This is a genomic window from Enterococcus sp. AZ179, from assembly GCF_050498885.1.
GTDB classification, from domain to species: Bacteria; Bacillota; Bacilli; order Lactobacillales; family Enterococcaceae; genus Enterococcus_D; species Enterococcus_D entomosocium.
This window is the reverse complement of record NZ_JBMHEO010000001.1, coordinates 1,699,971-1,725,222: the sequence shown is the minus strand read 5'-3', so window position 1 is coordinate 1,725,222 and position 25,252 is coordinate 1,699,971. Positions and strand designations below refer to the sequence as shown.

Annotated in this window: 39 protein-coding genes; 3 read left to right on the top strand and 36 right to left on the bottom strand. The window is 42.9% G+C overall.

Annotated features, from left to right (window positions below; all coding sequences use genetic code 11):
- Nucleotides 1–31: 31 nt before the first annotated feature.
- Nucleotides 32–1,018, bottom strand: coding sequence for a helix-turn-helix domain-containing protein (locus IGI88_RS08235; RefSeq protein WP_429960341.1), 987 nt, complete (start codon nucleotides 1,016–1,018; stop codon nucleotides 32–34).
- A gap of 302 nt (nucleotides 1,019–1,320) precedes the next feature.
- On the opposite strand from IGI88_RS08235, the gene IGI88_RS08230 reads away from it, so the two are divergent.
- A complete protein-coding gene (locus IGI88_RS08230) occupies nucleotides 1,321–2,634 on the top strand; it encodes an MFS transporter (RefSeq protein ID WP_429969526.1) in 1,314 nt (437 codons plus the stop codon).
- A gap of 57 nt (nucleotides 2,635–2,691) precedes the next feature.
- Here IGI88_RS08230 and truA read toward each other — a convergent pair whose 3' ends face one another.
- From truA to thiD, 34 genes are all read right to left on the bottom strand, one after another.
- The gene (truA, locus tag IGI88_RS08225; protein WP_008376361.1) at nucleotides 2,692–3,438 is read right to left on the bottom strand and encodes a tRNA pseudouridine(38-40) synthase TruA; all 747 of its coding nucleotides are present in this window, start codon (nucleotides 3,436–3,438) and stop codon (nucleotides 2,692–2,694) included.
- A 155-nt stretch (nucleotides 3,439–3,593) separates the two neighbouring features.
- Nucleotides 3,594–4,391 carry an energy-coupling factor transporter transmembrane component T family protein gene (locus IGI88_RS08220; RefSeq protein ID WP_005227113.1) on the bottom strand — a complete coding sequence of 266 codons (798 nt, stop codon included), beginning with the start codon at nucleotides 4,389–4,391 and terminating at the stop codon, nucleotides 3,594–3,596.
- On the bottom strand, nucleotides 4,381–5,247 hold the full coding sequence (locus IGI88_RS08215) for an energy-coupling factor ABC transporter ATP-binding protein (RefSeq protein ID WP_008376364.1): 867 nt from the start codon (nucleotides 5,245–5,247) through the stop codon (nucleotides 4,381–4,383). The genes IGI88_RS08220 and IGI88_RS08215 overlap by 11 nt, the downstream gene beginning before the upstream one ends.
- Complete coding sequence (locus IGI88_RS08210) at nucleotides 5,223–6,059, bottom strand: energy-coupling factor ABC transporter ATP-binding protein (RefSeq protein ID WP_005227109.1); 837 nt, start codon at nucleotides 6,057–6,059, stop codon at nucleotides 5,223–5,225. Before IGI88_RS08210 ends, IGI88_RS08215 begins: the two co-directional genes overlap by 25 nt.
- Before the next feature lie 271 nt (nucleotides 6,060–6,330).
- Nucleotides 6,331–6,711: a 50S ribosomal protein L17 gene (gene rplQ, locus IGI88_RS08205; protein ID WP_003128038.1), complete on the bottom strand. Its 381-nt coding sequence runs from the start codon at nucleotides 6,709–6,711 to the stop codon at nucleotides 6,331–6,333.
- A 70-nt stretch (nucleotides 6,712–6,781) separates the two neighbouring features.
- Nucleotides 6,782–7,720, bottom strand: coding sequence for a DNA-directed RNA polymerase subunit alpha (locus IGI88_RS08200; RefSeq protein ID WP_008376367.1), 939 nt, complete (start codon nucleotides 7,718–7,720; stop codon nucleotides 6,782–6,784).
- A gap of 79 nt (nucleotides 7,721–7,799) precedes the next feature.
- On the bottom strand, nucleotides 7,800–8,189 hold the full coding sequence (gene rpsK, locus IGI88_RS08195; protein WP_005227104.1) for a 30S ribosomal protein S11: 390 nt from the start codon (nucleotides 8,187–8,189) through the stop codon (nucleotides 7,800–7,802).
- 27 nt (nucleotides 8,190–8,216) lie between these two features.
- Nucleotides 8,217–8,582 carry a 30S ribosomal protein S13 gene (rpsM, locus tag IGI88_RS08190; protein ID WP_005227102.1) on the bottom strand — a complete coding sequence of 122 codons (366 nt, stop codon included), beginning with the start codon at nucleotides 8,580–8,582 and terminating at the stop codon, nucleotides 8,217–8,219.
- Between the two features lie 17 nt (nucleotides 8,583–8,599).
- Nucleotides 8,600–8,716, bottom strand: a complete 117-nt coding sequence (gene rpmJ / locus IGI88_RS08185) for a 50S ribosomal protein L36 (RefSeq protein WP_002288710.1) — start codon at nucleotides 8,714–8,716, stop codon at nucleotides 8,600–8,602.
- A gap of 32 nt (nucleotides 8,717–8,748) precedes the next feature.
- Complete coding sequence (infA, locus tag IGI88_RS08180) at nucleotides 8,749–8,967, bottom strand: translation initiation factor IF-1 (RefSeq protein ID WP_002288695.1); 219 nt, start codon at nucleotides 8,965–8,967, stop codon at nucleotides 8,749–8,751.
- Nucleotides 8,968–9,155: 188 nt separating this feature from the next.
- Complete coding sequence (locus tag IGI88_RS08175) at nucleotides 9,156–9,800, bottom strand: adenylate kinase (protein WP_005227100.1); 645 nt, start codon at nucleotides 9,798–9,800, stop codon at nucleotides 9,156–9,158.
- A 60-nt stretch (nucleotides 9,801–9,860) separates the two neighbouring features.
- Nucleotides 9,861–11,156, bottom strand: a complete 1,296-nt coding sequence (secY, locus tag IGI88_RS08170; RefSeq protein ID WP_005227099.1) for a preprotein translocase subunit SecY — start codon at nucleotides 11,154–11,156, stop codon at nucleotides 9,861–9,863.
- A complete protein-coding gene (gene rplO, locus IGI88_RS08165) occupies nucleotides 11,156–11,596 on the bottom strand; it encodes a 50S ribosomal protein L15 (protein ID WP_003128016.1) in 441 nt (146 codons plus the stop codon). The genes secY and rplO overlap by 1 nt, the downstream gene beginning before the upstream one ends.
- Nucleotides 11,597–11,636: 40 nt before the next feature.
- Nucleotides 11,637–11,816 carry a 50S ribosomal protein L30 gene (rpmD, locus tag IGI88_RS08160; protein WP_003128015.1) on the bottom strand — a complete coding sequence of 60 codons (180 nt, stop codon included), beginning with the start codon at nucleotides 11,814–11,816 and terminating at the stop codon, nucleotides 11,637–11,639.
- A gap of 13 nt (nucleotides 11,817–11,829) precedes the next feature.
- Nucleotides 11,830–12,330: a 30S ribosomal protein S5 gene (rpsE, locus tag IGI88_RS08155; RefSeq protein WP_003128014.1), complete on the bottom strand. Its 501-nt coding sequence runs from the start codon at nucleotides 12,328–12,330 to the stop codon at nucleotides 11,830–11,832.
- 20 nt (nucleotides 12,331–12,350) lie between these two features.
- Nucleotides 12,351–12,707, bottom strand: coding sequence for a 50S ribosomal protein L18 (gene rplR, locus IGI88_RS08150; RefSeq protein WP_005227097.1), 357 nt, complete (start codon nucleotides 12,705–12,707; stop codon nucleotides 12,351–12,353).
- A 57-nt stretch (nucleotides 12,708–12,764) separates the two neighbouring features.
- A complete protein-coding gene (gene rplF, locus IGI88_RS08145; protein ID WP_005227095.1) occupies nucleotides 12,765–13,301 on the bottom strand; it encodes a 50S ribosomal protein L6 in 537 nt (178 codons plus the stop codon).
- Between the two features lie 31 nt (nucleotides 13,302–13,332).
- On the bottom strand, nucleotides 13,333–13,731 hold the full coding sequence (gene rpsH / locus IGI88_RS08140) for a 30S ribosomal protein S8 (RefSeq protein ID WP_005227093.1): 399 nt from the start codon (nucleotides 13,729–13,731) through the stop codon (nucleotides 13,333–13,335).
- A gap of 32 nt (nucleotides 13,732–13,763) precedes the next feature.
- Entirely contained in the window at nucleotides 13,764–13,949 is a 186-nt protein-coding gene (locus IGI88_RS08135; RefSeq protein WP_003128010.1) for a type Z 30S ribosomal protein S14, read from the bottom strand.
- Nucleotides 13,950–13,967: 18 nt separating this feature from the next.
- Nucleotides 13,968–14,507, bottom strand: coding sequence for a 50S ribosomal protein L5 (gene rplE, locus IGI88_RS08130; protein ID WP_429960339.1), 540 nt, complete (start codon nucleotides 14,505–14,507; stop codon nucleotides 13,968–13,970).
- A gap of 27 nt (nucleotides 14,508–14,534) precedes the next feature.
- Nucleotides 14,535–14,846 (bottom strand): 50S ribosomal protein L24, encoded by a 312-nt coding sequence (gene rplX, locus IGI88_RS08125; RefSeq protein WP_005232526.1) that lies wholly within the window; start codon nucleotides 14,844–14,846, stop codon nucleotides 14,535–14,537.
- 35 nt (nucleotides 14,847–14,881) lie between these two features.
- Nucleotides 14,882–15,250 (bottom strand): 50S ribosomal protein L14, encoded by a 369-nt coding sequence (gene rplN, locus IGI88_RS08120; protein WP_003128006.1) that lies wholly within the window; start codon nucleotides 15,248–15,250, stop codon nucleotides 14,882–14,884.
- A gap of 60 nt (nucleotides 15,251–15,310) precedes the next feature.
- Nucleotides 15,311–15,577 (bottom strand): 30S ribosomal protein S17, encoded by a 267-nt coding sequence (gene rpsQ, locus IGI88_RS08115; protein WP_005232528.1) that lies wholly within the window; start codon nucleotides 15,575–15,577, stop codon nucleotides 15,311–15,313.
- A 24-nt stretch (nucleotides 15,578–15,601) separates the two neighbouring features.
- Entirely contained in the window at nucleotides 15,602–15,790 is a 189-nt protein-coding gene (gene rpmC, locus IGI88_RS08110; RefSeq protein ID WP_005232529.1) for a 50S ribosomal protein L29, read from the bottom strand.
- Complete coding sequence (gene rplP / locus IGI88_RS08105) at nucleotides 15,780–16,214, bottom strand: 50S ribosomal protein L16 (protein WP_005226918.1); 435 nt, start codon at nucleotides 16,212–16,214, stop codon at nucleotides 15,780–15,782. The genes rpmC and rplP overlap by 11 nt, the downstream gene beginning before the upstream one ends.
- 2 nt (nucleotides 16,215–16,216) lie before the next feature.
- Nucleotides 16,217–16,873 (bottom strand): 30S ribosomal protein S3, encoded by a 657-nt coding sequence (rpsC, locus tag IGI88_RS08100; RefSeq protein ID WP_005226916.1) that lies wholly within the window; start codon nucleotides 16,871–16,873, stop codon nucleotides 16,217–16,219.
- A 13-nt stretch (nucleotides 16,874–16,886) separates the two neighbouring features.
- On the bottom strand, nucleotides 16,887–17,234 hold the full coding sequence (rplV, locus tag IGI88_RS08095) for a 50S ribosomal protein L22 (RefSeq protein WP_003127973.1): 348 nt from the start codon (nucleotides 17,232–17,234) through the stop codon (nucleotides 16,887–16,889).
- A gap of 23 nt (nucleotides 17,235–17,257) precedes the next feature.
- Entirely contained in the window at nucleotides 17,258–17,536 is a 279-nt protein-coding gene (rpsS, locus tag IGI88_RS08090) for a 30S ribosomal protein S19 (RefSeq protein WP_005226914.1), read from the bottom strand.
- 42 nt (nucleotides 17,537–17,578) lie between these two features.
- Entirely contained in the window at nucleotides 17,579–18,412 is an 834-nt protein-coding gene (gene rplB, locus IGI88_RS08085) for a 50S ribosomal protein L2 (protein ID WP_005226912.1), read from the bottom strand.
- A 39-nt stretch (nucleotides 18,413–18,451) separates the two neighbouring features.
- Nucleotides 18,452–18,745: a 50S ribosomal protein L23 gene (locus IGI88_RS08080; protein WP_005226911.1), complete on the bottom strand. Its 294-nt coding sequence runs from the start codon at nucleotides 18,743–18,745 to the stop codon at nucleotides 18,452–18,454.
- Entirely contained in the window at nucleotides 18,745–19,368 is a 624-nt protein-coding gene (rplD, locus tag IGI88_RS08075) for a 50S ribosomal protein L4 (RefSeq protein WP_005226910.1), read from the bottom strand. Before rplD ends, IGI88_RS08080 begins: the two co-directional genes overlap by 1 nt.
- 29 nt (nucleotides 19,369–19,397) lie before the next feature.
- On the bottom strand, nucleotides 19,398–20,027 hold the full coding sequence (rplC, locus tag IGI88_RS08070) for a 50S ribosomal protein L3 (protein WP_003127967.1): 630 nt from the start codon (nucleotides 20,025–20,027) through the stop codon (nucleotides 19,398–19,400).
- Between the two features lie 22 nt (nucleotides 20,028–20,049).
- Nucleotides 20,050–20,358 carry a 30S ribosomal protein S10 gene (gene rpsJ, locus IGI88_RS08065; protein WP_003127966.1) on the bottom strand — a complete coding sequence of 103 codons (309 nt, stop codon included), beginning with the start codon at nucleotides 20,356–20,358 and terminating at the stop codon, nucleotides 20,050–20,052.
- A gap of 340 nt (nucleotides 20,359–20,698) precedes the next feature.
- On the bottom strand, nucleotides 20,699–21,529 hold the full coding sequence (gene thiD / locus IGI88_RS08060; RefSeq protein WP_194187848.1) for a bifunctional hydroxymethylpyrimidine kinase/phosphomethylpyrimidine kinase: 831 nt from the start codon (nucleotides 21,527–21,529) through the stop codon (nucleotides 20,699–20,701).
- Between the two features lie 107 nt (nucleotides 21,530–21,636).
- On the opposite strand from thiD, the gene IGI88_RS08055 reads away from it, so the two are divergent.
- Nucleotides 21,637–23,082, top strand: coding sequence for a PLP-dependent aminotransferase family protein (locus tag IGI88_RS08055; protein WP_016611501.1), 1,446 nt, complete (start codon nucleotides 21,637–21,639; stop codon nucleotides 23,080–23,082).
- Complete coding sequence (locus IGI88_RS08050; protein ID WP_005232539.1) at nucleotides 23,066–23,791, top strand: nitroreductase family protein; 726 nt, start codon at nucleotides 23,066–23,068, stop codon at nucleotides 23,789–23,791. Before IGI88_RS08055 ends, IGI88_RS08050 begins: the two co-directional genes overlap by 17 nt.
- A 127-nt stretch (nucleotides 23,792–23,918) precedes the next feature.
- On the opposite strand, the gene tuf is transcribed toward IGI88_RS08050, so the two are convergent.
- The gene (gene tuf, locus IGI88_RS08045; RefSeq protein WP_005226902.1) at nucleotides 23,919–25,106 is read right to left on the bottom strand and encodes an elongation factor Tu; all 1,188 of its coding nucleotides are present in this window, start codon (nucleotides 25,104–25,106) and stop codon (nucleotides 23,919–23,921) included.
- Nucleotides 25,107–25,252 lie beyond the last annotated feature (146 nt).

Genomic DNA, 25,252 nt, shown 5'->3' with positions numbered 1-25,252 from the left:
GCAATGCCTAGCCCGTTAGCCCTTAGAGCGTTTAGCGAAACATAAGATAACTGTTGGGTTCTTCCGCATTTTTCTTGATGGAGTGCAACGATCGCTCCCATAATTTAACCATTTTGGTTTGTTTTAAGACGCGAAAGATCGAAATCCCTTGATCGATTTTCAACAGTCCTTTTTCTTGATCGCCATAAATATACCAGTACCATCCTTGATAGCAAAGAAGATGCGTACTGTTTAGCATGTCTCCGCGATCTGCCAATAATTCCTCTGAAATGGTCAACACCTCTTTTGCCCACTCCAGGCGGCGAAAATTGACAAACGTCGTAAAACAACTAAAAATCAAATCCATTTGAATTTCTCGCATCAAGGACAAACCTTGTTCTTTTTTTGTGCGAGAGATAGCGATCTGCAGTAAGTGATAGGAGGTTTCGACAGGAAACAAGAATTGAAAATAACGAAACAGCAAAATCTCATAAACGCCCCAGTTGTCTACTTTCGTAAGGTAGGAAATGACGGGGCGGGTTTTGGTGCGTAGCTTTTCCATATAGTCGCCAGAAGAGTGATCGGGTTTAGGACCTGAGAGATTGATTTCATGTATCTCCTTTGTGATCTCAAGGTACAGAAAAACAAAAGAATGCTGTTTGGAAGCGGCGATCAGTTCGCTACGCATTTCCTCCAGCCCTTCTTTGCTTCTCTGGGCGTGGGCGTTACTCAAATAAGCTTCTTTGTTGATCCCTAAAATTCGATCCAGTAAATCCATAAATTCGCTCGTCATATAGCTGGGAAAGCTCATCAGGTTGTCGTGACCTTTTACGCCCTTTTGTTGCGCACGCAAATAATAAAACTCCTCCACTGTGACATGGATATTTTCTAATAAGCGTTCCAATCGATGAATACTGATACTTGAAGCACCTTGCTCAAATTTACTGATAAACGAGCGACTGTTTTGTTCATCCGCCACTTGAGCGATCGTATAGCCGCGCTCTTTGCGCAATTGTCGGTACAGTTTTCCTTCTTCCATAACCATCCTCCTCACAACGATCGGTCTACAAACACCAAACCAATCCCACTTCACGAATGAAGCTCCGCAATTAAATTTTCCTGTTCTAGATTCAAATTTAGATTCAAACCTATAAAATGTTGAGGAACAAAATCTGCGGCACCTTATTTACATGCCACTCTTTTAGCTGTTAACCACTCGTGACAGTAACCTCTGGTACGCTCCTGGTACATTTAAATTCCACTATAGTGGATTATTTTCTCTTCTTAGTATAAAGCATCCTATACTGATTTTACAACGTAGAACGTGAAAGGATGATTTCGATGAAAGAATATCAACAAAACAACGGCTATCGTGCCTTAGTCAACGCCGCCTTACTCAGCGGCATCGGCATGAGTTTATTTAATATCGTCTTTGTAGTTTATGCCAGTACATTACCCTTTAATGCCCTTGCTGTTTCCTTAGCCTCCATGGCACTGTTAGTCCCTGATCTCTTAAGGATCCTGACCGGCTATCTAGCCGATCGTACCAAAAACAAAGTGCAATGGATGATCAGCAGTCGACTCTTACAAGGAGTCCTTTTTGTGGCACTCGCTTTTTTGATCCAACTGCCGCCTAGTTTATGGTCTTTCTTCCTTTTGCTAGGTATCAACATTGTATCTGATTGTTTGGGCGCTTATTGTTCTGGGTTACAGCTGCCCTATGTTCGCCGTCTTGTGCCTGCTGATTCCTTAGACAGTGCCATGGGCTTTCAAATGGCGTGTCAAACCACCGTTCAAATCGTCTTTCAAGGCATCGGTGCTTGGGGGATCATTTTACTGAATAATAATTTTGCGGCTTTTGGTTTGATCAATGCCGTGACGTTTTTCTTAGCCGCGATCGTGATCTTCCTGAACCGCTCGCTCTTCTATGCGGTGCCAGGGAAAATCAATCAAGCAGCAACACCACTCTTTCAGAATTTCTCGGATACTTTTAAATTATTGACTAGTACGGCTTTTCTTAAAAAGATGATCCTCTTTGCCTTACTGATCAATACCTTAGCTGCTAGTACGAGCGGTCTACTAAATCTCCAGCTGTTGGATGACCTTGCGCTTTGGTTTGCCACTTATGGCAACACCGTTGCGATGGCAGGCATCGCTACTTCGATCGGTATGGTCGCTGGCGCCTTGTTTGCTGCCGACTGGTTCAAGAATACCGGTCTGGTTCGCTTGATTGCGTATACCTCTTTCGTTTTATGTCTGTTGACCTTGAATTTTCTCTTCCTGCATAACCGTTGGCTCATGATTGCGCTGCTCTTTGCTGAAGGCTATCTGATTGGAAAAATCAATCCTCGTTTTTCGGCACATCTGATTCGTGAGATTGATGAAGAACATCTCGCCATCAGCAGCGGGATCTTTTCCACCATTGTGATACTAGGGGGACCTGTCGGACAAATGGTCTTTTTAGGCATCGGCAATCGCTATCACGTTGCTTGGAGCTGGCTGCTTTACTTGCTTTTCGCATTTTTGGTAGCCATCGCCGCCTTAGTCGCTGCCGGTACCTTGGAAAAAACACCCACCACTGCTGCGCCTAAAAACGCGACGGCAAGGACTGAAGATTGGCAAGAAACCACCTCTGTTTTGCCTGAGAAAAAATAAAAACACAAGCTTTTGCTATCTCTTGTTGTGTAAGAGCAGCGAAGCTTGTGTTTTTCCTTATTCATAAGCAACATGAACCAAATACAATCCTTCTGGATGAGCCGTGGGACCTGCCGCATTTCGGTCTTTTTGCGCAATGATTGCAGGAATGCTGTCAGGTGCGATCCGTCCATTGCCGATTTTCAGCAATGTGCCCACCATGATCCGGATCATCTTGTACAAAAATCCATCGCCGCGAAAGGTAAAAATCAACTCATCTCCAGCGTCATTGACCGCCATGGACGCCTCATGGATCGTCCGCGTCTTGTCATCGACGGAACTGCCCGTCGCACAAAAACTGGTAAAGTCATGGGTGCCTAAAAAATCTGGCAACGCTCGTTGGATTTTTTCCAAATCTAGAGGATACGGATAATAGCTGGCATAATGGCGGCGGAAAGGACTGCGGGGTTTCCCAATGTCTACCCGAAACTGGTAGGTTTTTTCAATGACTAAGTAGCGGGCATGGAAGGTATCGTCAACGATCTCCACCGATTTTACCGCAACATCTTCTGGCGTTTGGGTATCTAATCCAAAGCGCATTTTTTCCAGTGGACGCTTTTGAGGGAAATCGAAGTGGATCACTTGCCCTTGCGCATGGACCCCCGCATCGGTGCGACCAGAGCCATGAATCTGGATCGGTTGCCCATTGTTCATCTTCGTTAATGTCTTTTCAATCTCTTCTTGAACCGTTCGTCCATTGGGTTGACGCTGAAATCCTTGAAAATTCGTACCATCATAAGCGATCGTCGCTTTATAGCGGACCATTGAATCACCTGTTTCTTTCTATTTTTTCAAAAAAAGGCCTATGAGAAAAGTCTGATCGATCGACAGGCCTTTTCGAACCAGCCGCTGGGATTGCCAGCAGTCTCGTTGCTTCGTTAAGAACCTTTCGTGGGTTGACTTCAATCATAGGTCTTCGTTTATCCTCTTAAGAACACTAATGCTACTGTAAAGAGCGCAAAAACGATGACAACCAATGTGTCCCGTTGATGCCAGTGCAAAATACGATACTTGGTACGCCCTTCGCCGCCTTGATAGCCTCTGGCTTCCATAGCGGTAGCTAGATCTTCCGCACGGTTAAAGCTGCTGACAAATAAAGGAATCAATAAAGGAACGATCGCCTTCATCTTCTGCAACAGTCCCCCTTCGCCGAAATCGACCCCGCGGGCACGCTGAGCATTCATAATTTTTTCTGTTTCATCCATCAAGGTTGGTACAAAGCGCAACGCAATCGACAGCATCAGTGAGATTTCATGGACAGGGAACCGGATCGCTTTTAAAGGACGCAAAATGTATTCGATCGCATCTGAAAGCTCTAATGGGGGCGTCGTTAACGTCAACAGAGTCGACATGAAAATGATCAAAACAAAACGACAAAAAATAAAGATCCCATTTTGGACACCAAATTCTGTGATGTTAAAGATCCACCAAGACCAATAGACGTCACCGCCGGTAGTAAACAAAATCTGTAACGCCACGGTAAACAAAATCAGCCAAATCAACGGTCGAACGCCTCGAATAAAGAAGCCAAAATCGATTTTTGAAAAGGAGATACAAAAGAGCGTAAAAGCACCCGCTAATAAATAACTTTGCCAATTATTCGCCAAAAAGATAATCGCAATAAAATAAAAACTAGCAATCAATTTGACTCGTGGATCTAAACGGTGGATCAAGGAGTCTCCGGGAATAAAACGACCGAAAATCAGTTTATTCATCATGGGCAGTCGCCCCCTTTGCTACTAAAACATCTGCCAGCTCATCAGCTGTTAGTGGTAACTGCTCAAATGCCAGTCCTCTGGCTTGTAGTTGCTCCGCAAATGCGGTTGCTGTCGGTACCCCCAACTGCTTTTCTTGCAGCCAAGCAGTGTCTTGAAACACAACGGACGGCGTGCCGGCTTTGACGAGACGTCCCTTTTCTAACACATAGACATAATCAGCATAGTTCGCCACATCATCCATCAAGTGGGTCACTAAAATGATCGTCATGTTCTTTTCCCGATGCAGGCGATCAAACATTTCCATCATCTCTTTGCGTCCTTGTGGATCTAAGCCAGCTGTCGGCTCATCTAAGACCAAAACTTCTGGTTCCATAGCTAAGACTCCAGCAATCGCTACACGGCGCATTTGGCCCCCTGAAAGGTCAAATGGTGAACGTTCCAGAAAACTTTCATCTAAACCTACCAATTGAATGTATTCTTGGGCTAAACCTTTGGCTTCTTCTTCGGAGATGCCAAAGTTTTTCGGTCCAAAAGCGATATCTCTCGCAACGGTTTCTTCAAATAATTGGGATTCAGGAAATTGAAAAACGATCCCGACTTTTTTACGTAACGGTTTTAGATTTTTGTTGTCTGACTCGGGTTTGATGACTCGCTCACCGATCGTGACCGTTCCAGTCGTTGGTTTTAATAATGCATTCAAGTGCTGCAGCAACGTAGATTTTCCGCTACCCGTATGACCGACTAAGGCGGTATAAGAGCCTTCTTTGATCTCTAAATCGATATCGAACAAAACCCGTTGTTCAAACGGAGAATGCGGTTGGTAGGTGAATCCTACTTGTTCAAAACGGATGTCCATAGCCAATCCACCATCCCTTCTTCAGTTAAGTACGCTTGTGGTACCGTGACACCCCGCTGTTTTAGTGCCGCCTTTAATTTTTCAGGAAACGGCAGATCTAAGCCTAGCTCAATCAGTTCCGGACCTGCAGAAAAAATCTCTGCTGGTGTCCCTTCGCGGACGAGCTCTCCTTGACGCATCACCAGCACCCGATTGGCGTTGGCTGCTTCATCAATATCATGGGTGATCGATAGCACGGTCAAATTGTTTTTCTCTTTGATTTTTTTGATCGTTGCGATCACTTCTTCACGGCCTTCTGGATCTAGCATACTAGTGGCTTCATCAAGAATGATGATATCCGGGCGCAGTGCAACGACGCCGGCAATGGCTACCCGCTGTTTTTGACCACCAGAAAGGCGCGCGGGTTCCCGGGTCGCAAACTCGCTCATCCGTACTTGTTCCAGAGCGTCTTTGACACGAACCAGCATTTCTTCTCGCGGGATTCCTTGATTTTCTAAACCGAAAGCCACATCATCTTCTACCGTCGAACCAACGAATTGATTGTCAGGGTTTTGAAAGACCATACCGACCATTTTTCGAATATTCCAGATATTTTCTTCATTCAAAGGCAATTCGCCGACAGAAACACTGCCTTCTTGTGGCAAGATCAAGCCATTGATGGTTTTTGCTAAAGTTGATTTTCCAGAGCCGTTATGGCCGATCAACGCCACCCATTCCCCTTTGTTGATGGAAAAGGATACGTTATTTAACGCGGCACGCTCTTCTTCGCTATAACGCACAGTAATAGCATTCAATTCAATGATTGGCTTCATGATAGACTCCTTCATTTGCGATTAATTCTTTCTAACACTACCAAAAAAGCGCACGTTTTTCAATGATTCGCGCACGATTTGTCTCCAGATCTTTTTTTCACTTGCCATCACCTGTCTTGACAGGTAATCGAAAGTAAAAAAAAAGCACTTTATGATGAGTGCGTACACCTCGAAATACATCGAGGTGTAGGCGCTGAGCTAGACTCGGAAAGTTTCTTCCAACATCATAACACTCTTAGTAAACATCTATAAAGTGATGATAAGTGTGATTTTAAACAAGTTCTAGGATAACCATTGGTGCAGCATCTCCGCGTCTTGGTTCTGTTTTCAAGATACGAGTATATCCACCTTGGCGATCTGTGTAACGAGGAGCGATATCATTGAATAATTTTTGTAATGCTGATTCAATAACTACTTCTTCGTTTTCTTCACGTACACTTGCAACTTCATTACGAACGAATGCTGCTGCTTGACGACGTGCATGCAAATCACCACGTTTACCTAAAGTGATCATTTTTTCTGCAGTTGAACGAACTTCTTTCGCACGAGCTTCAGTCGTAACGATACGTTCGTTAATGAATAAATCAGTTGTCAAATCACGCAACATCGCTTTACGTTGGCTAGATGTGCGTCCTAGTTTACGATAACTCACGTGGTTTCCCTCCTTCACTTTCGAATGTTGTATCGGTCAGACGAACCGAACTAACGTAATCGAAAACGGTTTAATCGTCTTTACGTAGTCCTAAACCTAAATCATGTAATTTCACTTTGACCTCTTCAAGAGATTTACGGCCTAAGTTTCTTACTTTGATCATTTCTGGTTCAGATTTGTTTGTCAATTCTTGTACAGTATTGATTCCTGCACGTTTTAGACAGTTGTATGAACGAACAGATAAGTCTAATTCTTCGATCGTCATTTCCAACATTTTTTCTTTTTGTGTTTCTTCTTTTTCAACCATGATTTCAGCGTTTTTCGCTTCATCAGTTAGGTTAACAAAGATGTCTAAATGTTCAGTCATGATTTTCGCAGACAAACTCATTGCTTCCAATGGTTCGATTGAGCCATCAGTCCATATTTCCATCGTTAATTTGTCGAAATCATCTCGACGACCGACACGTGTGTTTTCTACTTGGTAGTTGACACGACGTACTGGTGTATAGATTGAATCGACTGGAAGAACGCCGATTGGCATGTCTTCTTTTTTGTTTTCGTCCGCTTGAACGTAGCCGCGGCCAGGTTTCACTGTTAAGCGAGCATGGAACGTAGCACCTTCAGAAACGGTACAGATATACATATCTTTGTTAAGGATTTCTACATCACTATCAACGATGATATCGCCAGCAGTTACTGTAGCAGGTCCTGAAATATCAATTTCAAGGGTCTTTTCTTCATCCCCGTACATTTTCAATGCAAGACCTTTAATATTCAAGATGATTTGAGCAACGTCTTCCCGAACACCCTTAACAGTTGAGAATTCGTGTAAAACTCCATCGATTTGAATATTGGTGATTGCCGCACCAGGTAAAGAAGATAATAAAATACGACGTAGGGAATTTCCTAGTGTAGTTCCGTAGCCTCTTTCAAGAGGTTCCACGATGAACTTGCCATAATCTTTGTCTTCATCAATCTTTGCGATTCTTGGTTTTTCGAATTCAATCATTCTTATCTATTACCCCTTTCAAAACGAAAAGTGTCTTGTTCAATGACGTATTTGTTACACTCAAAATGAGCAGCACTCATTAAACACGACGGCGTTTTGGAGGGCGGCATCCATTATGAGGGACTGGAGTCACGTCACGGATCGCACTCACTTCCAAACCTGCTGCTTGTAATGAACGAATTGCTGCTTCACGTCCAGAACCAGGTCCTTTAACTGTTACTTCAACAGTTCTTAATCCGTGTTCCATTGCTGCTTTGGTAGCTGTTTCTGCTGCCATTTGAGCGGCAAAAGGAGTAGATTTTTTGCTTCCTTTGAAACCTAATGAACCAGCTGATGACCATGCTAATGCATTACCATGAGTATCAGTGATCATTACGATTGTATTATTGAATGTTGAGTGAATATGTGCAATACCCGCTTCAATATTCTTTTTCACACGGCGTTTACGACTCACTTTTTTTGCTGCCATGAAGTTTTAACCTCCTTCACTTAGGAATTATTTTTTCTTGCCTGCGACTGTTTTAGACGGGCCTTTACGAGTACGTGCATTGTTTTTCGTGTTTTGTCCACGAACTGGCAATCCACGGCGATGACGGATCCCACGGTAAGAACCGATTTCCATCAATCGTTTGATGTTTAAGTTCACTTCACGACGAAGGTCACCTTCAACTTTTAATTTATCAACTTCTGCACGGATAGCATCTGTTTGTTCATTCGTTAAATCACGAACACGAACTTCTTCAGACACGCCAGCGTCAGCTAAAATTTGTTTTGCAGTCGTGTTACCAATACCATAGATATAAGTAAGTGAAACGACCACACGTTTATCACGAGGAATATCTACTCCTGCAATACGAGCCATATTTGTTACACCTCCGATTATCCTTGACGTTGTTTATGTTTTGGATTTGCTGGGCAAATCACCATAACGCGTCCTTTACGACGAATTACTTTACAATGTTCGCACATTGGTTTTACTGATGGTCTTACTTTCATGATAATACCTCCTGTGGTTTTACGGAGTACAATTATTTAAAGCGATAAGTAATGCGGCCACGGTTCAGATCATACGGGGATAATTCCACCGTTACTTTGTCTCCAGGTAAAATACGAATGTAGTGCATCCGGATCTTACCAGAAACGGTCGCTAGAACTTGGTGTCCGTTTTCCAATTCTACTTTAAACATTGCATTCGGCAAAGTTTCGACGACTGTACCTTCGACTTCAATCATATCTTCTTTTGCCACGCACAGTACCTCCTTGTACTTGTGATTTTCACACGATAAAATGGCGGAAACTCGGTTCCCACCTGATATTCTCAAACTATGCTCCTACTTAATAAAAAGTAGAAGTCGGACTGACATATTCTATCATATCCTGTCAAAGATTTCAAGAGAAAGTTTTAAGCTGCAAGTTGGACTCGGGCAATCTATGATTAGTCAATGATCTTTTGAACATCTTCGAATACAGCGTCGATGTCGCGATCCCCATCAATCGATTGCAATAACCCTTTGTCTTTGTAATAAGTCAAAATTGGTTCACTGCTTTTGATATTGACAGCTAGACGATTTTTGACCGTCTCAGGCTTATCATCTTCACGCTGGTAGAAGTCATGACTTCCACAACGATCACATGTTCCTTCCTCTTTGGGAGGATTGAACAATTTATGATAAGTTGCCCCACAATTGCGGCACATGAAGCGGCCGGCTAAACGTTCTACAAGAACTTCTTCAGGAACATGAATATCAATAACGGCATCAAGTTTTTTGTTAAGGTCAGCTAGCATCTCATCTAACGCTTTTGCTTGATCCAAAGTACGAGGAAAACCATCTAATAAGAAACCTTTCTCGGTATCAGGTTCAGCTAAACGTTCTTTAACGATCCCATTTGTAACCTCATCAGGAACTAATGCGCCTTGATCCATGTATGATTTTGCTTTAAGGCCTAGTTCTGTTTCGTTCGCCATCGCAGCCCGAAACATATCGCCTGTTGAAATATGAGGAAGACCGTATTCAGCAACGATACGTTCTGCCTGAGTACCTTTTCCAGCACCAGGTAATCCCATTAAAATGAAGTTCATTCTAATTCCTCCTGTAAGTTTTTGAATAGTGTTGAGGAAACCCTCAACACTTCAATAACTTTAATTGATGAAACCAGTATATTTCCGTTTCAGCATAAGCCCTTCTAACTGCTTGGCAGTATCAAGTGCCACACCGATAATGATCAATAGACTCGTTCCACCTAGACCGATCGATTGCGGTAAATTCCAAGCCATCTGAGCGATGATTGGAAGTAAAGCAACCAATCCTAAAAAGATCGATCCAACCGTGCTTAATCGCATCAACAAACGTGATACATATTCTTCGGTTCCTTTACCAGGACGCACACTCGGAATGTAACTTCCTTGTTTTTGCAAGTTTTCCGCTAATTTCTCAGGGTTTACTTGAACAAACGCGTAGAAGAAAGTAAACGCAACGATCAAGACAGTGTAGATGATCGCACCCGGTACAGTGTTGTAACTAAAGATCGTTTGCACCACTTCGTACCAAGTTTCTCCTCTATATGAACTACCTAATGCTTGAATGATCGCATTTGGTGTTGTAATAAAAGAACTGGCAAAGATAACTGGGATAACCCCGGCAGCATTTACTTTCAAAGGAAGGTAACTGCTGGTAGGCGCTCCTGCTACCCGTTTTGTATATTGGATCGGAATCTTGCGTTCTGCCTGTTGAACATACGTTACTAAAGTAATGACGATCAACACAGCGATCACAAGCAGCGCCATAAAGATAGCATTTAGCCAGATATCCGATTGATCCACGTTAATGAAGTAATCTTCAATCAATTCTTTGATGCTTGCTGGTAAGCGTGAAATGATCCCCGCAAAGATGATCATTGACACACCGTTTCCGATACCACGCTCGGTGATCTGCTCTCCTAACCAAGTGACTAACATCGTTCCGGCTGTTAAAATCAGTCCGATCACGATATAGGTTGCCATATTAGGATTGTTTACAAACCCGAGTTGAGTGTAATAGTTAAATCCAGCCGTTAATGTCATGGATTGGACAAAGCCTAATACCAACGTCAAGTAACGTGTTGCCTGATTTAATTTCTTACGACCCACTTCACCTTGTTTCGACCATTCAACAAATTTAGGGACGATATCCATCTGCAACAACTGAATGACAATTGAGGCAGTGATGTAAGGCGAAACCCCCATCGAGAAAATCGAAAATTGTTGCATGGCGCCACCACTTACCAAATTCAACATGTTTAAAAATGGTAGATCCGCGATGGTATTTAGGCGACTTGCGTCTACGCCTGGCACAGTAATATGTGTTCCCAGACGAAAGACAAACAAGATTAAGACGGTGAACAATATTCTGGATCTAATATCCTTAACCTTAAAGGCATCCTTCAATAGTCTGATCATTAGATCACCTCGATTGATCCACCAGCAGCAACGATTGCTTCTTCAGCTGCTTTTGAGAATTTAGCTGCTTTCACAGTCAATTTCTTCGTTAATTCTCCGTTAGCTAATACTTTGATTCCAGCTTTTTCGTCTTTGACGATTCCAGCTTCGTGTAAAGCAACAGGTGTTACTTCAGCACCGTCTTCAAAGCGGTTCAAGACATCAAGATTGATGACTGCATATTCTTTGCGGTTCACATTTGTAAAGCCACGTTTTGGTAAACGACGGAACAATGGTGTTTGTCCACCTTCGAATCCTAGACGTACTCCGCCGCCTGAACGAGCTTTTTGACCTTTTTGTCCACGTCCAGCTGTTTTACCGTTACCAGATGAAGTTCCTCGTCCGACACGGTTACGTACTTGGCGTGAGCCTTCTGATGGTTTTAATTCATGAAGTTTCATAGGTTTGGCACCTCCTTAATCAAACTAGATCTGCTGATCCTTAGACCTCTTCAACGTCCACTAAGTGAGAAACAGTGTTAACCATGCCTTTGATTGCATCATTAGCAGGTTTTACAACTGTTGAATTCAACTTTGTAAGACCTAACGCTTTTACAGTATCACGTTGGTTTTGGGGACGTCCGATAATACTGCGTTTTAAAGTAATTTTCAATTCAGCCATTATAGTGTCCTCCTTAACCGATTAATTCTTCTACTGATTTGCCGCGAAGTGCTGCCACTTCTTCAGCGCGTTTTAATTGTTTTAAACCTTCAACTGTTGCGCGAACAACGTTGATTGGTGTGTTAGAACCTAAAGATTTAGATGTGATATCAGCTACCCCAGCTAATTCCAATACGGCACGAACTGGTCCACCAGCAGCTACCCCAGAACCTTCTACAGCAGGTTTCATAAGGATGCGTCCGCCGCCGAATACACCGATAACTTCGTGAGGGATTGTAGAACCAACCATTGGTACTTCCACCAAGTTTTTCTTCGCGTCTTCGATTGCTTTACGGATTGCTTCTGGTACTTCTTGCGCTTTACCAGTACCGAAACCTACGTGTCCGTTTTTGTCACCGACAACAACTAATGCAGCAAAACGTAGACGACGTCCACCTTTAACAACTTTAGTTACACGGTTGATCGCAACAACGCGGTCTTCTAATTCCAAATGTTTTGGATCAATATAAACCATGAATGGTGTTCCTCCTTCTCTTAAAATTCCAGTCCATTTTCGCGAGCTGCTTCAGCTAAAGCTGCTACACGGCCATGGTAAAGGTATCCACCACGGTCAAAGACTACTACTTTAATACCTTTTGCTGCTGCACGTTCTGCGACTAATTTACCGACAGCTTGTGCTTGTTCAGTTTTTGTTGCACCTGAAACTTCTTTGTCTAAGGCAGAGGCACTTGCTAGCGTCACACCCGCTACGTCATCAATTACTTGTGCGTAGATGTTTTTGTTCGAACGGAACACGTTTAAGCGTGGGCACTCAGCAGTACCAGAGATTTTGTTACGTACACGACGATGTCTTTTCTGACGTGTCTTGTTTTTATCTGGTTTTGTAATCACAATTTGTCACCTCTTTTAATTTTGCTAGCCTAAGCTGCTAGTCGTAAAGAATTACGACTATTTACCAGTTTTACCTTCTTTACGGCGTACAAATTCGCCAACATAACGAATTCCTTTGCCTTTGTAAGGTTCTGGAGGACGAACGCCACGGATATTGGCAGCCAATTCGCCAACGACTTCTTTATCTGATCCTTTAACGATCACAGAAGTGTTTGAAGGAACTTCGATTTCGATTCCAGCTGGCGCTTCGATTTCAACTGGATGAGAGTAACCAACGTTCAATACAAGTTTTTTCCCTTGTAATTGAGCACGGTACCCAACCCCGATTAATTCTAACGCTTTTTGGAAACCTTCAGAAACACCAACAACCATGTTGTTGAAGTTTGCACGGGTAGTTCCGTGGATAGTTTTCATTTCTTTACTATCATTTGGACGAGTGAATGTTACTTCGTTTCCTTCGATATTCATTGTGATATCAGAAGAGAAAGTACGTGTTAATTCACCTTTAGGTCCTTTAACTGTAATGTCGTTTCCGTTTTGCTTGATTTCAACACCAGCAGGAAGAACGACGATCTTATTACCGATACGACTCACTTAGAGGCACCTCCTTGTGGAATATTTTAAATTACCATACATAAGCGACTACTTCGCCGCCAACATTTTTTGCTCTAGCTTCTTTGTCAGTGATTACACCGTCAGAAGTTGAGATAATCGCGATTCCTAGACCATTCAATACTTTTGGTACTTCGTCAGCTTTGACATAAGCACGCAAGCCTGGTTTAGAGATACGTTTTAAGTTTGTGATAACACGTTCACCGTTTTTACCGTATTTAAGAAATACGCGGATCACGCCTTGTTTGTCATCTTCAATGTATTCAACATCGCGGACGAAACCTTCACGTTTCAAGATTTCAGCGATATCACGTTTGATTTTTGAAGCAGGTACTTCTAGGCTTTCGTGTTTAACCATGTTTGCGTTACGCACGCGCGTTAGAAAATCTGCAATTGGATCTGTCATGACCATGGGATAATTTACCTCCTTTATGCGAGTATAGTTTACCAGCTAGCTTTCTTCACGCCGGGAATTTGTCCTTTATAGGCAAGTTCGCGGAAGCAAATACGGCAAAGATGAAATTTACGATAAACTGAATGTGGACGTCCGCAACGTTCACAACGAGTATATTCTTGCGTTGAGAATTTAGCAGGGCGTTTGTTTTTAGCAATCATTGATTTTTTAGCCACGTAGTTCGCCTCCTTTTTTTATTTTTGGAATGGCATGCCTAATTGTGTCAACAATTCACGAGATTCTTCATCTGTGTTTGCTGTTGTTACAATCACGATATCCATACCACGTACTTTGTCGATCAAATCATAATCTACTTCAGGGAAAATCAATTGTTCTTTGATACCTAAAGTGTAGTTTCCGCGTCCGTCGAACGCTTTTTTGCTCACACCGTGGAAGTCACGGACACGTGGCAATGACACACTTACTAGTTTATCTAAGAATTCATACATTCTTTCGCCGCGTAGAGTTACTTTCGCACCGATTGGCATTCCTTCACGTAAACGGAATCCTGCGATAGATTTTTTCGCTTTTGTGATCAATGGTTTTTGACCTGAGATCAATTGTAATTCTTCAACAGCTTTGTCTAAGTTTTTAGCATTAGAAACAGCGTCACCGACACCCATGTTGATAACGATTTTATCAACTTTTGGTGCTTCCATGATTGAGCTGTAGTTAAATTTGTCCATTAATGATGGGATAACTTCTTTTGAATATTTTTCTTTAAGGCGGTTCATCTGTTAGCCCCTCCTTCCTTCATCAGATTATTTATCAAGAACTTCTCCGGTTTTCTTAGAAACGCGGACTTTTTTGCCGTCAACTTCTTTGTAACCGACACGCGTAGCTTCACCGTTCGATGGATCAACCACCATCACGTTAGAAACATGAATTGGTGCTTCCATTTCAACGATTCCGCCTTGAGGAGCAGTTTGAGAAGGTTTTTGGTGTTTTTTGACAACATTGACACCTTCAACAACGACTTTGTCATTTTTAGGAAACGCTGCTAGCACAACGCCTTCTTTGTTTTTGTCTTTACCAGTGATAACTTTAACTTTATCGCCTTTTTTAACAAACATGTTTGTTTCGCACCTCCTTTAGATAAGAATCACTATTACAATACTTCTGGTGCTAGGGAAACGATCTTCATAAAGTTGCCTTCACGCAATTCGCGGGCAACTGGGCCAAAGATACGAGTTCCACGAGGGCTCTTATCGTCACGGATAATAACCGCAGCATTTTCATCGAATTTGATGTATGAACCGTCTGTACGACGAGCTCCTGATTTAGTACGAACGATAACGGCTTTAACGACGTCACCTTTTTTGACAACCCCACCTGGCGTTGCTTGTTTAACCGTAGCAACAATCACGTCACCAATATTGGCAGTTTTACGACCAGATCCGCCAAGGACTTTGATCGTTAGAATTTCACGGGCACCTGAGTTGTCCGCCACTCTTAATCGGCTTTCTGCTTGGATCACGATGTGTATCCTCCTTTCAGATTTTGCAATTCACAATCTATATAGGAAAATCTCGTGTGATTAGATAATCACTGCCTTTTCAACAATCTCTACTAGACGGAAACGTTTCGTAGCTGATAATGGACGAGTTTCCATAATTTTCACGATATCGCCAACTTTTGCTTCGTTGTTTTCATCGTGTGCTTTGTATTTCTTAGAATAGTTCAGACGTTTGCCGTAGATAGGGTGGTTTTTCTTTGTTTCAACGACAACAGAGATAGTTTTATCCATTTTGTCTGATACCACGCGACCTTGGTAAACTTTGCGTTGATTTCTTTCTTCAGTCATACGCTAAATGGCCTCCTTCCACTATTACTTAACTTGTTCACGCAATACTGTTTTAATGCGTGCAATCGATTTACGTACTTCTTTGATACGTGCAGTGTTTTCTAATTGACCTGTTGCTAATTGGAATCTAAGATTGAACAATTCTTCTTTCAATTGTTTTTCTTGATCTAGCATTTCGGCAGTGGTTAATTCTCTGATTTCTTTAACCTTCATTCGATTCACCACCCATTTCCTCACGTTTTACGATCTTCGTTTTCACTGGTAATTTGTGAGAAGCAAGACGTAGCGCTTCGCGCGCAACTTCTTCAGGTACACCGGCAATTTCAAACATGATTTTACCACGTTTAACTGGTGATACCCATCCTTCAGGAGCCCCTTTACCAGAACCCATACGTACCCCGATAGCTTTGGCAGTATAAGATTTGTGAGGGAAAATTTTGATCCATACTTTCCCGCCACGTTTCATATAACGAGTCATTGCGATACGGGCAGCTTCGATTTGACGGTTTGTGATCCAGTGTGATTCAACAGCTTGTAAGCCGTATTCACCGAATGCTACTTCTTTTCCGCCTTTCGCTTCGCCACGCATTTTTCCGCGGAACTCACGACGGTGTTTTACACGTTTAGGTACTAACATGTTTATTTCCCTCCTTTCTCAGTGTTCTTTTTAGTTGGAAGAACTTCTCCACGATAAATCCACACTTTAACTCCTAGTTTTCCGTATGTTGTATCTGCTTCTTCCCATGCGTAATCAATGTCCGCACGTAATGTATGAAGTGGAACTGTTCCTTCTGAGTAACCTTCTGAACGAGCGATATCCGCACCATTTAGACGGCCAGAAACTTGTGTTTTGATTCCTTTAGCGCCAGAACGCATTGTGCGTTGGATCGCTTGTTTTTGAGCACGACGGAAAGCAACACGGTTTTCTAATTGACGTGCGATTCCTTCGCCTACTAATTTAGCATCTAAATCTGGTTTTTTGATTTCAACGATGTTGATGTGAACTCGTTTGCCAGTTAGGCTATTTAATTCTTTTCTTAGGTTTTCGACTTCAGATCCGCCTTTACCGATAACCATACCTGGTTTAGCTGTGTGGATTGAAATATTCACGCGGTTTGCTGCACGCTCGATCTCAACTGTAGACACAGCGGCATCAGCAAGTTTAGATGCGATAAATTTACGGATTTTCAAATCTTCATGTAGAAATTCAGCATACTCTTTTTCAGCATACCATTTAGCATCCCAGTCACGGATGATGCCTACACGCATTCCAATTGGATGTACTTTTTGACCCACTGATTGTCCCTCCTTATTTTTCTGATACGACTACAGTAATATGACTTGTACGTTTGTTGATCGGTGAAGCTGAACCTTTCGCACGTGGACGGAAACGTTTCATCGTTGGTCCTTCGTTTACGAATGCTTCAGAAACAATCAAGTTTTCAACATCTAAGTCAAAATTATTTTCTGCATTGGCAATAGCTGACATCAAGACTTTCTCGATGATTCCAGCTGCTTTATTTGGTGTGAACTTTAAGATCGCGATTGCTTCAGCAACGCTTTTCCCTCTGATTAAGTCAATAACTAGACGAGATTTACGAGGAGAAACGCGGACTGTTTTAGCAGTTGCTTTCGCTGATGTGATTTGTTCTGCCATTTTTGGATATCCTCCCCTCAAAATTAGCGTCTTGTTTTCTTATCATCGGCAGCATGTCCGCGATAAGTTCTTGTTGGTGCAAATTCACCTAATTTGTGTCCTACCATGTCTTCTTGGATGTAAACTGGTACATGTTTCCGTCCATCATACACAGCAATTGTAAATCCGATAAAATTAGGGAAAATTGTAGAACGACGTGACCAAGTTTTGATCACTTTTTTCTTTTCAGCGCCTTCTTGTGCTTCGACCTTTTTCATCAAATGGTCATCGACAAAAGGTCCTTTTTTCAAACTACGACCCATGGTGTACCTCCTCTCAAAATGTGCGACACACGGTCAAGTATATTACTTAGTTTTACGACGACGAACGATAAGTTTGTCTGATTTTGCTTTTTTGTTACGTGTTTTGTAGCCAAGTGCTGGTTGTCCCCAAGGAGAAACTGGTGCTTTACGTCCGATTGGTGCTTTACCTTCACCACCACCGTGTGGGTGATCATTAGGGTTCATTACGCTACCACGTACAGTTGGGCGTTTGCGCATCCAACGAGAACGACCGGCTTTACCGATGTTGATCAATTCGTGTTGTTCATTACCAACAGAACCGATTGTTGCACGACATGATGCTAAGATCATCCGTACTTCACCAGAGTTCAAGCGGATCAATACGTATTTGCCTTCTTTACCAAGTACTTGAGCACTTGTTCCAGCTGAACGAATCAATTGTCCACCTTTACCAGGTTTCATTTCGATGTTGTGGATAACAGTACCGACTGGAATGTTTTCTAGTGGTAATGCATTCCCTACTTTAATATCTGCATCTGGACCAGAAACGACAGTCATGCCAACTTCTAATCCTTTAGGTGCTAAGATGTATGCTTTTACTCCATCCTCGTAATGTACTAACGCAATGTTAGCAGAACGGTTTGGATCATATTCAATCGTTTTAACCGTAGCAACGACGTTGTCTTTGTTACGTTTGAAATCGATCAAACGGTATTGACGTTTGTGACCGCCACCTTGATGACGAACCGTGATACGTCCGTTGTTGTTACGACCAGCATTGTTTTTCAAAGGAGCTAACAATGTTTTTTCTGGTGTTGAAGTTGTGATTTCAGCGAAATCAGAACTTGTCATATTACGACGGCCGTTCGTGGTAGGTTTGTACTTTTTAATCGCCACGTCTTTTTCCCTCCCATGTAAAATTTATGCGTGAGTTGCTTATTCAGCAGCTTCGAAAATTTGGATTTCTTTAGAATCTTCAGTTAAAGTCACAACAGCTTTGCGACGTTTTTTTGTATATCCTGCATATTTACCCATGCGTTTGAATTTAGGACGAACGTTGATGATGTTCACGTTTGCCACTTTCACTCCGTCAAAGGCAGCTTCTACAGCTTGTTTTACTAAAGTTTTGTTAGCTTTTGTGTCCACTTCAAAAGTGTATTTCTTGTCATCCATGGCAAGCATTGATTTTTCAGTGATCACTGGGCGTTTAATAACGTCTAGTAAGTTCATTATGCAAGCACCTCCTCGATCTGAGTAAGAGCAGTTTGTGTCACTAACATTTTGTCGTTAGAAACGATGTCTAGCACACTAATGTTATCAGCAGTAACTACAGAAACTTTTGGCAAGTTGCGCGCAGATAAAGCGGCAAAGTCGTTTTCAGATTCTAAAACTACCAATACTTTAGAGTCAATTGTCAAGTTAGCTAAAACTTGTTTGAATTCTTTTGTTTTTGGAGCATCAAAGCTTAATCCTTCTACTGCTACCAAGTTATTTGAAGCAACTTTTTCTGACAATACAGATTTCATTGCTAAGCGACGAACTTTTTTAGGAAGTTTGTAGCTGTATGAACGTGGTGTTGGTCCGAAGACTACGCCACCTCCACGCCATTGTGGTGAACGGATTGAACCTTGACGGGCACGTCCAGTTCCTTTTTGGCGCCATGGTTTACGGCCACCGCCACGAACGGCACTGCGGTTTTTCACAGCGTGTGTTCCTTGTCTTAATGAAGCGCGTTGCATGATGATTGCATCATAGACAACTGATTCATTTGGTTCGATTCCGAAGATTTCTTCGTTCAATGTAATTTCGCCATTTTGGCTTCCATCTTGTTTGAATAATGCTACATTCGGCATTCCTTAGTTCCTCCTTTCTTCCTATCTACTTATTTAGCTTTCACAGCTGATTTGATTGTAATCAATGATTTTTTCGCGCCAGGTACATTACCTTTGATCAAGATAACGTTGCGTTCTGCGTCTACGCGTACGATTTCCAAGTTTTGGATCGTGATGCGATTTCCGCCCATACGTCCAGCAAGACGTTTGTTTTTAAATACACGGTTAGGTGCAACTGGACCCATTGATCCAGGACGACGGTGGTAACGAGAACCGTGAGCCATTGGTCCGCGGCTTTGTCCGTGACGTTTGATAACGCCTTGGAATCCTTTACCTTTCGAAGTGCCGGTTACATCGATGATGTCTCCTGCTTCAAAAATATCAACTTTGATTTCTGATCCTACTTCTAAGCCCTCTAGCTCTACATTCTTGAATTCGCGAATGAAGCGCTTAGGAGCCGTGTTTGCTTTTGCAACATGACCTTTCGCAGGTTTGTTAGACAAAACTTCACGCATATCTTGGTAGCCGACTTGAATTGCTTCGTAGCCGTCATTTTCGATTGTTTTCACTTGTAGCACTACGTTTGGTGTAGCTTCTACTACAGTTACTGGAATCAATTCGCCAGATTCAGTGAAGATTTGAGTCATTCCCACTTTTTTCCCTAAGATTCCTTTGGTCATGATTACACCTCCATCTTAATTATTATAGTTTGATTTCGATATTAACACCGCTTGGCAAGTCTAGCTTCATTAAAGCATCAACAGTTTTTGGTGTTGGATTCACAATGTCGATTAGACGTTTGTGTGTACGCATTTCGAATTGTTCGCGTGAATCTTTGTATTTGTGCGTCGCACGGATGATCGTGTACAAGCTGCGTTCAGTTGGTAATGGAATTGGACCAGATACGCCAGCTCCAGTTCTCTTTGCAGTTTCTACGATTTTATCCGCTGATTGATCTAAAATACGATGTTCATACGCTTTTAAACGGATACGAATTTTTTGTTTTGCCATTGTTTTCCCTCCTTCGCCTATTTTGAAAAGTAGACATAGCTCCACGAAAATTTTCCGTCACGCTCGTCCATGGCAAAGCGTCCGGGCGTGTCGCAACCTCTCGTTTCGTAGCCGGCAGAAAATTTCTTTGCTGCCAGTGTGACTTACGTATTTACGTAAACAGCACCTTTATGATTATATTACGGATAAACATTGATTGCAAGCTTTTTTTATGGAAAAACCGGGATTCTTTTGCATTTCTTTCAGAAAATTTTCTTTTGTTTTCGAAACACAAAAAAAGAAGCGTTGCCCGCTTCTTTTAAGTGCTTCTTCAATTCCTATTTATATAGAAGAAAACCTGCTATTGCGGCGCTTCTTCCTTCATACGGTCTTGGGCGTGGGTATAGGCACCGTGCCACACATGACCCACATAAGGATTGATGACCACGCCTTCTTTGATTGCTGCTGTGACAAAGGCTTTTGCTAAGCGAATACTTTCCATGACGGGTTTGCCTTTTGCAAGACCCGCAGCGATCGCTGCTGAAAAGGTGCAGCCTGCTCCGTGATTAAAATCGGTAGCGATTTTGTCACTTTCCAACAGGAGGAAGGATTCTCCATCATAAACAAGGTCGATGGCTTTTGCTCCTGGCAAGCGATGACCGCCTTTGATCACGACGTATTTAGCACCTAATTGATGGATTTTTTCAGCAGCTTGCTTCATGGCTTCCACACTCGTCAAATCACCCAAACCTGAAAGAATCCCCGCTTCTACTAAATTAGGGGTGACAACATCTGCTAAAGGCAACAAATGCGTGATGATGGCATCGACACTTTTTGGCTGTAAGATTTCTGCAGTCCCTTTGCAAGCAATGACGGGATCGATCACCACATTTTTAACTTGCTGTTGTTGAATCATCTTCGCTGCTTGCACAATATTGTCTTCATTGCCTAACATCCCCGTTTTAAGGGCATCCATCGGATCACCTGCAAAGGCGGAGATCAATTGCTTTTCAACAAGCGCTGGTTCCATTGCCGTTACTTCATGGCTCCAACCCGCTTGTGGATCCATCGTGACGATCGAAGCAATCGTGGCAAAACCAAAGACACCATACTCCTGAAACGTTTTTAAATCTGCTTCGATACCGGCACCTCCGGTTGAATCAGACCCGGCAATTGATATTACTTTTTCCATCTTCCTCATCTCCTTGTGCTTTTTGCTAAGTATAGTCAATCTTCCCCTTGACGAAAAGAGCCATTTGGCTTATTTTTAAACCATCCAATTGAAAAAGGTGGTGCAGGATGGCTTCATCAAGTATCGACAAACAAAAGAAACAACCGATTTACCAGCAGATCGTGACCCATTTTATCGAAGAGATCCAAGCGGGAACCTATGGGCCTGGGGATCGTTTACCACCAGAGCGCAGCCTTGCTCAGACTTTTGACGTCAACCGTTCCACCGTCGTCAAAGCGTTAGATGAATTGAAGAGCTTAGGATGGATCGAACGAAAACAAGGCAGCGGCTCTCGCGTATTGGAAGGTCGTTGGGGGAACCGACAAACACCGCTTTCTTATTTGCGCTCGTCTTTAAGCAGCCCTTACTTGCAGCAAGACCCTTACGTTCAACAGATTCAGCACTTGCGCACCGAGAAGGATGTGCTGGATCTGTACACAGGTGATCTACCTACCGATCTGATTCCCGACTTCACGTTTCCCGCCTTTACATGGGAAGAGATCCGCAAAGAAAGCACCAAAGTATTACCGACGGGTTATGAGCCTTTGCAAGAAATCTTATTGCAGCACCTTGCTGATTCCTTCAATTTGCCCATCAGCGGTCAAAAACTAGTAATTACTGCCGGTTCGACGCAAGGAATCACCTTGCTGATGCAAGTCTTATTGCATGCGGGGGATTGTATTGCGACAGAGGACCCTTCTTTCTTGTTCTCTCTCCCCTTGTTTTCCACGATGAATGTCCAGCTGATTGGGATCAAACAAGATAGTGAAGGGATGCGGCCTGCGGCATTGGAAAAAGTGTTGAAGGAAAAGAAGATCAAATTCGTCTATCTGAACCCCACCTTCCAAAACCCAACTGGCCACACCATGAGCGAGCATCGGCGCCAAGCGATCATCCGTCTTTGCCAGACCTACCAAGTACCGATCATTGAGGATGATGTTTTTAGCGAGTTGGCTTTTGATGAAGTACCGCCCAAGCTAAAATCCATGGCTCCCGAAACCGTCATTTATTTAGGCTCGCTTTCAAAATTACTTGGGTCATCAATCAAAATCGGCTGGCTTTTGGTGCCAGAAGCGTTAGCCGACCAATTTGCCCAAGCGAAAAAACGGATGGCGATCGATACCACGATCTTCCCGCAAGTCCTTGCCAACATCGCCTTACGCTCCTCTGATTACCACCAGCAGCAGCGGACACTGCTTACAGAAATGGCCCAGCGCCAGCAAGACCTACTCCAACTCTTGCAGGCATTTCAGGAGGACTGGCAATGGCAGCCGACGAAAGGCGGTCTTTACCTGTGGTTGACTTGGCGTCACCGCACATTGACTCGCAAAGATTGGTCGCTCTTTTTGGCGAACGATTGCTTAGTAGCACCTGCGTTTCTTTTCAGTAACGATACGAATGGCTTGCGTTTGAACTATACCCGCTTAGCCAAAGATGATTTACCACGATTTCAAGAACGATTCACAAAAATCACCCAACAGTTAAAGGAGCAAACCTATGAACGAAACCATTGAGCTTTTGCACAATCATCGCACTTACCGACAATTTGACCCTGACTACCGCTTGAGCCAAGAACAAGTAACCGCGATTTTGACTGCCGCTCGTCAAGCACCAAGCTGGATGAATGGGCAAGCCTATTCGATCCTGGTGATCGACGACCCGCAGATCCGCCAACAAATGGTCGAATGGAATACTGGCAATCCTCATATCGCAGCAAGTTCACTCTTTCTGCTATTTTTAGCTGATTTAAATCGAACCAAAAAAGTTGCTGACGAAAAACAGACTCCCTATCCAATCGATGAGGGCTATCAGCCACTATTGATCGCCACCACTGATGCCAGCATCGCTTTGCAATCTGGTGCGATCGCTGCTGAATCACTGGGCTTAGGCACCGTCATTTCTGGCAGTGTCCGCAAAGACAGCGCCAAAATCGCTGAATTGTTGCACTTACCAGAATATGTCTATCCTGTGGCTGGCTTGAGCATCGGTAAACCAATCGTAGAAATGAAGGTCAAACCTCGCTTGCCAGAAGAAGCGGTCATTCATTACAACCATTATCAGGACTATTCTTATGAGGCGATCGAAGCGTACGATCAAACGATGACTGCTTTTGGAGAAGCCCGCGAGACCAAACCATGGTCAGAAAAATTCGCTGGCTTTTACAGCAATCGTCCTGACCAAGGATTTGACGCCTTCTTGAAGAAGCAAAATCTAATAAAATAAAAAGCACCGCTCTCTTTAGCTTCGATGAACCGTAACGGATTCATCAACGCTAGAGAGAGCGGCTTTTTTCTACAAAAGTCAAAAAAAGAGCAAAAGCGCGTACGCTTTTGCTCTTCGATCAATCAAATTAAGCTTGGATTGAAGTTACAACGCCTGAACCAACAGTACGTCCGCCTTCACGAATTGAGAAACGAGTTCCGTCTTCGATAGCGATTGGGTGGATCAATTCAACGTCGATTGTTACGTTATCACCAGGCATAACCATTTCAGTTCCTTCTGGTAATTCAACAACACCAGTTACGTCAGTTGTACGGAAGTAGAACTGAGGACGGTAGTTAGTGAAGAATGGAGTGTGACGTCCACCTTCTTCTTTTGTTAAAACGTAAACTTCAGCTTTAAATTTTGTATGAGGTGTGATTGTACCAGCTTTAGCCAATACTTGTCCACGTTGGATGTCTTCACGAGCAACACCACGTAGCAATGCACCAATGTTATCCCCTGCTTCAGCATAGTCTAACAATTTACGGAACATTTCAACACCAGTTACAGTTGTTTTAGCAGTTTCTTCAGCAATACCAACGATTTCAACTTCGTCACCAACGCGAACTTGTCCACGTTCAACACGGCCTGTAGCAACAGTACCACGTCCAGTGATTGAGAATACGTCTTCGACTGGCATCATGAATGGTTTGTCAGTGTCACGTTCTGGAGTTGGAACGTATTCGTCAACTGCAGCCATTAATTCCATGATTTTTTCTTCGTATGAAGCATCGCCTTCAAGAGCTTTCAAAGCAGAACCAGCGATTACAGGAACATCGTCGCCTGGGAAGTCATATTCTGACAATAAGTCACGAACTTCCATTTCAACTAATTCTAGTAATTCTTCGTCATCAACCATATCCATTTTGTTTAAGAAAACAACGATGTATGGTACACCAACGTTACGTGATAACAAGATGTGTTCACGTGTTTGAGGCATAGGACCATCAGCAGCAGATACTACTAAGATCGCGCCGTCCATTTGAGCAGCACCAGTGATCATGTTTTTAACGTAGTCCGCGTGTCCTGGGCAGTCAACGTGAGCATAGTGACGTGCTTCAGTTTCGTACTCAACGTGAGCAGTTGAGATAGTGATTCCGCGTTCGCGTTCTTCTGGAGCGCCATCGATTTGGTCGTAAGCTGAAGCTTGAGCCAAACCTTTTTTAGATAATACAGTTGTGATAGCAGCTGTAAGTGTAGTTTTACCATGGTCAACGTGTCCGATCGTACCAATGTTTACGTGGGGTTTAGAACGGTCAAATTTTTCTTTTGCCATTTTAAAATGTTCCTCCTAAAAATGCAGTTTATTTTTTATATTTGATAGGTAGGGAGCCGCAGCTCCCCATCCCTTATCATCGATAATATTGTACACGAAACTCAGAAAAAAATATAGCTTTTTACTTAATTTCCTATACTTCCATC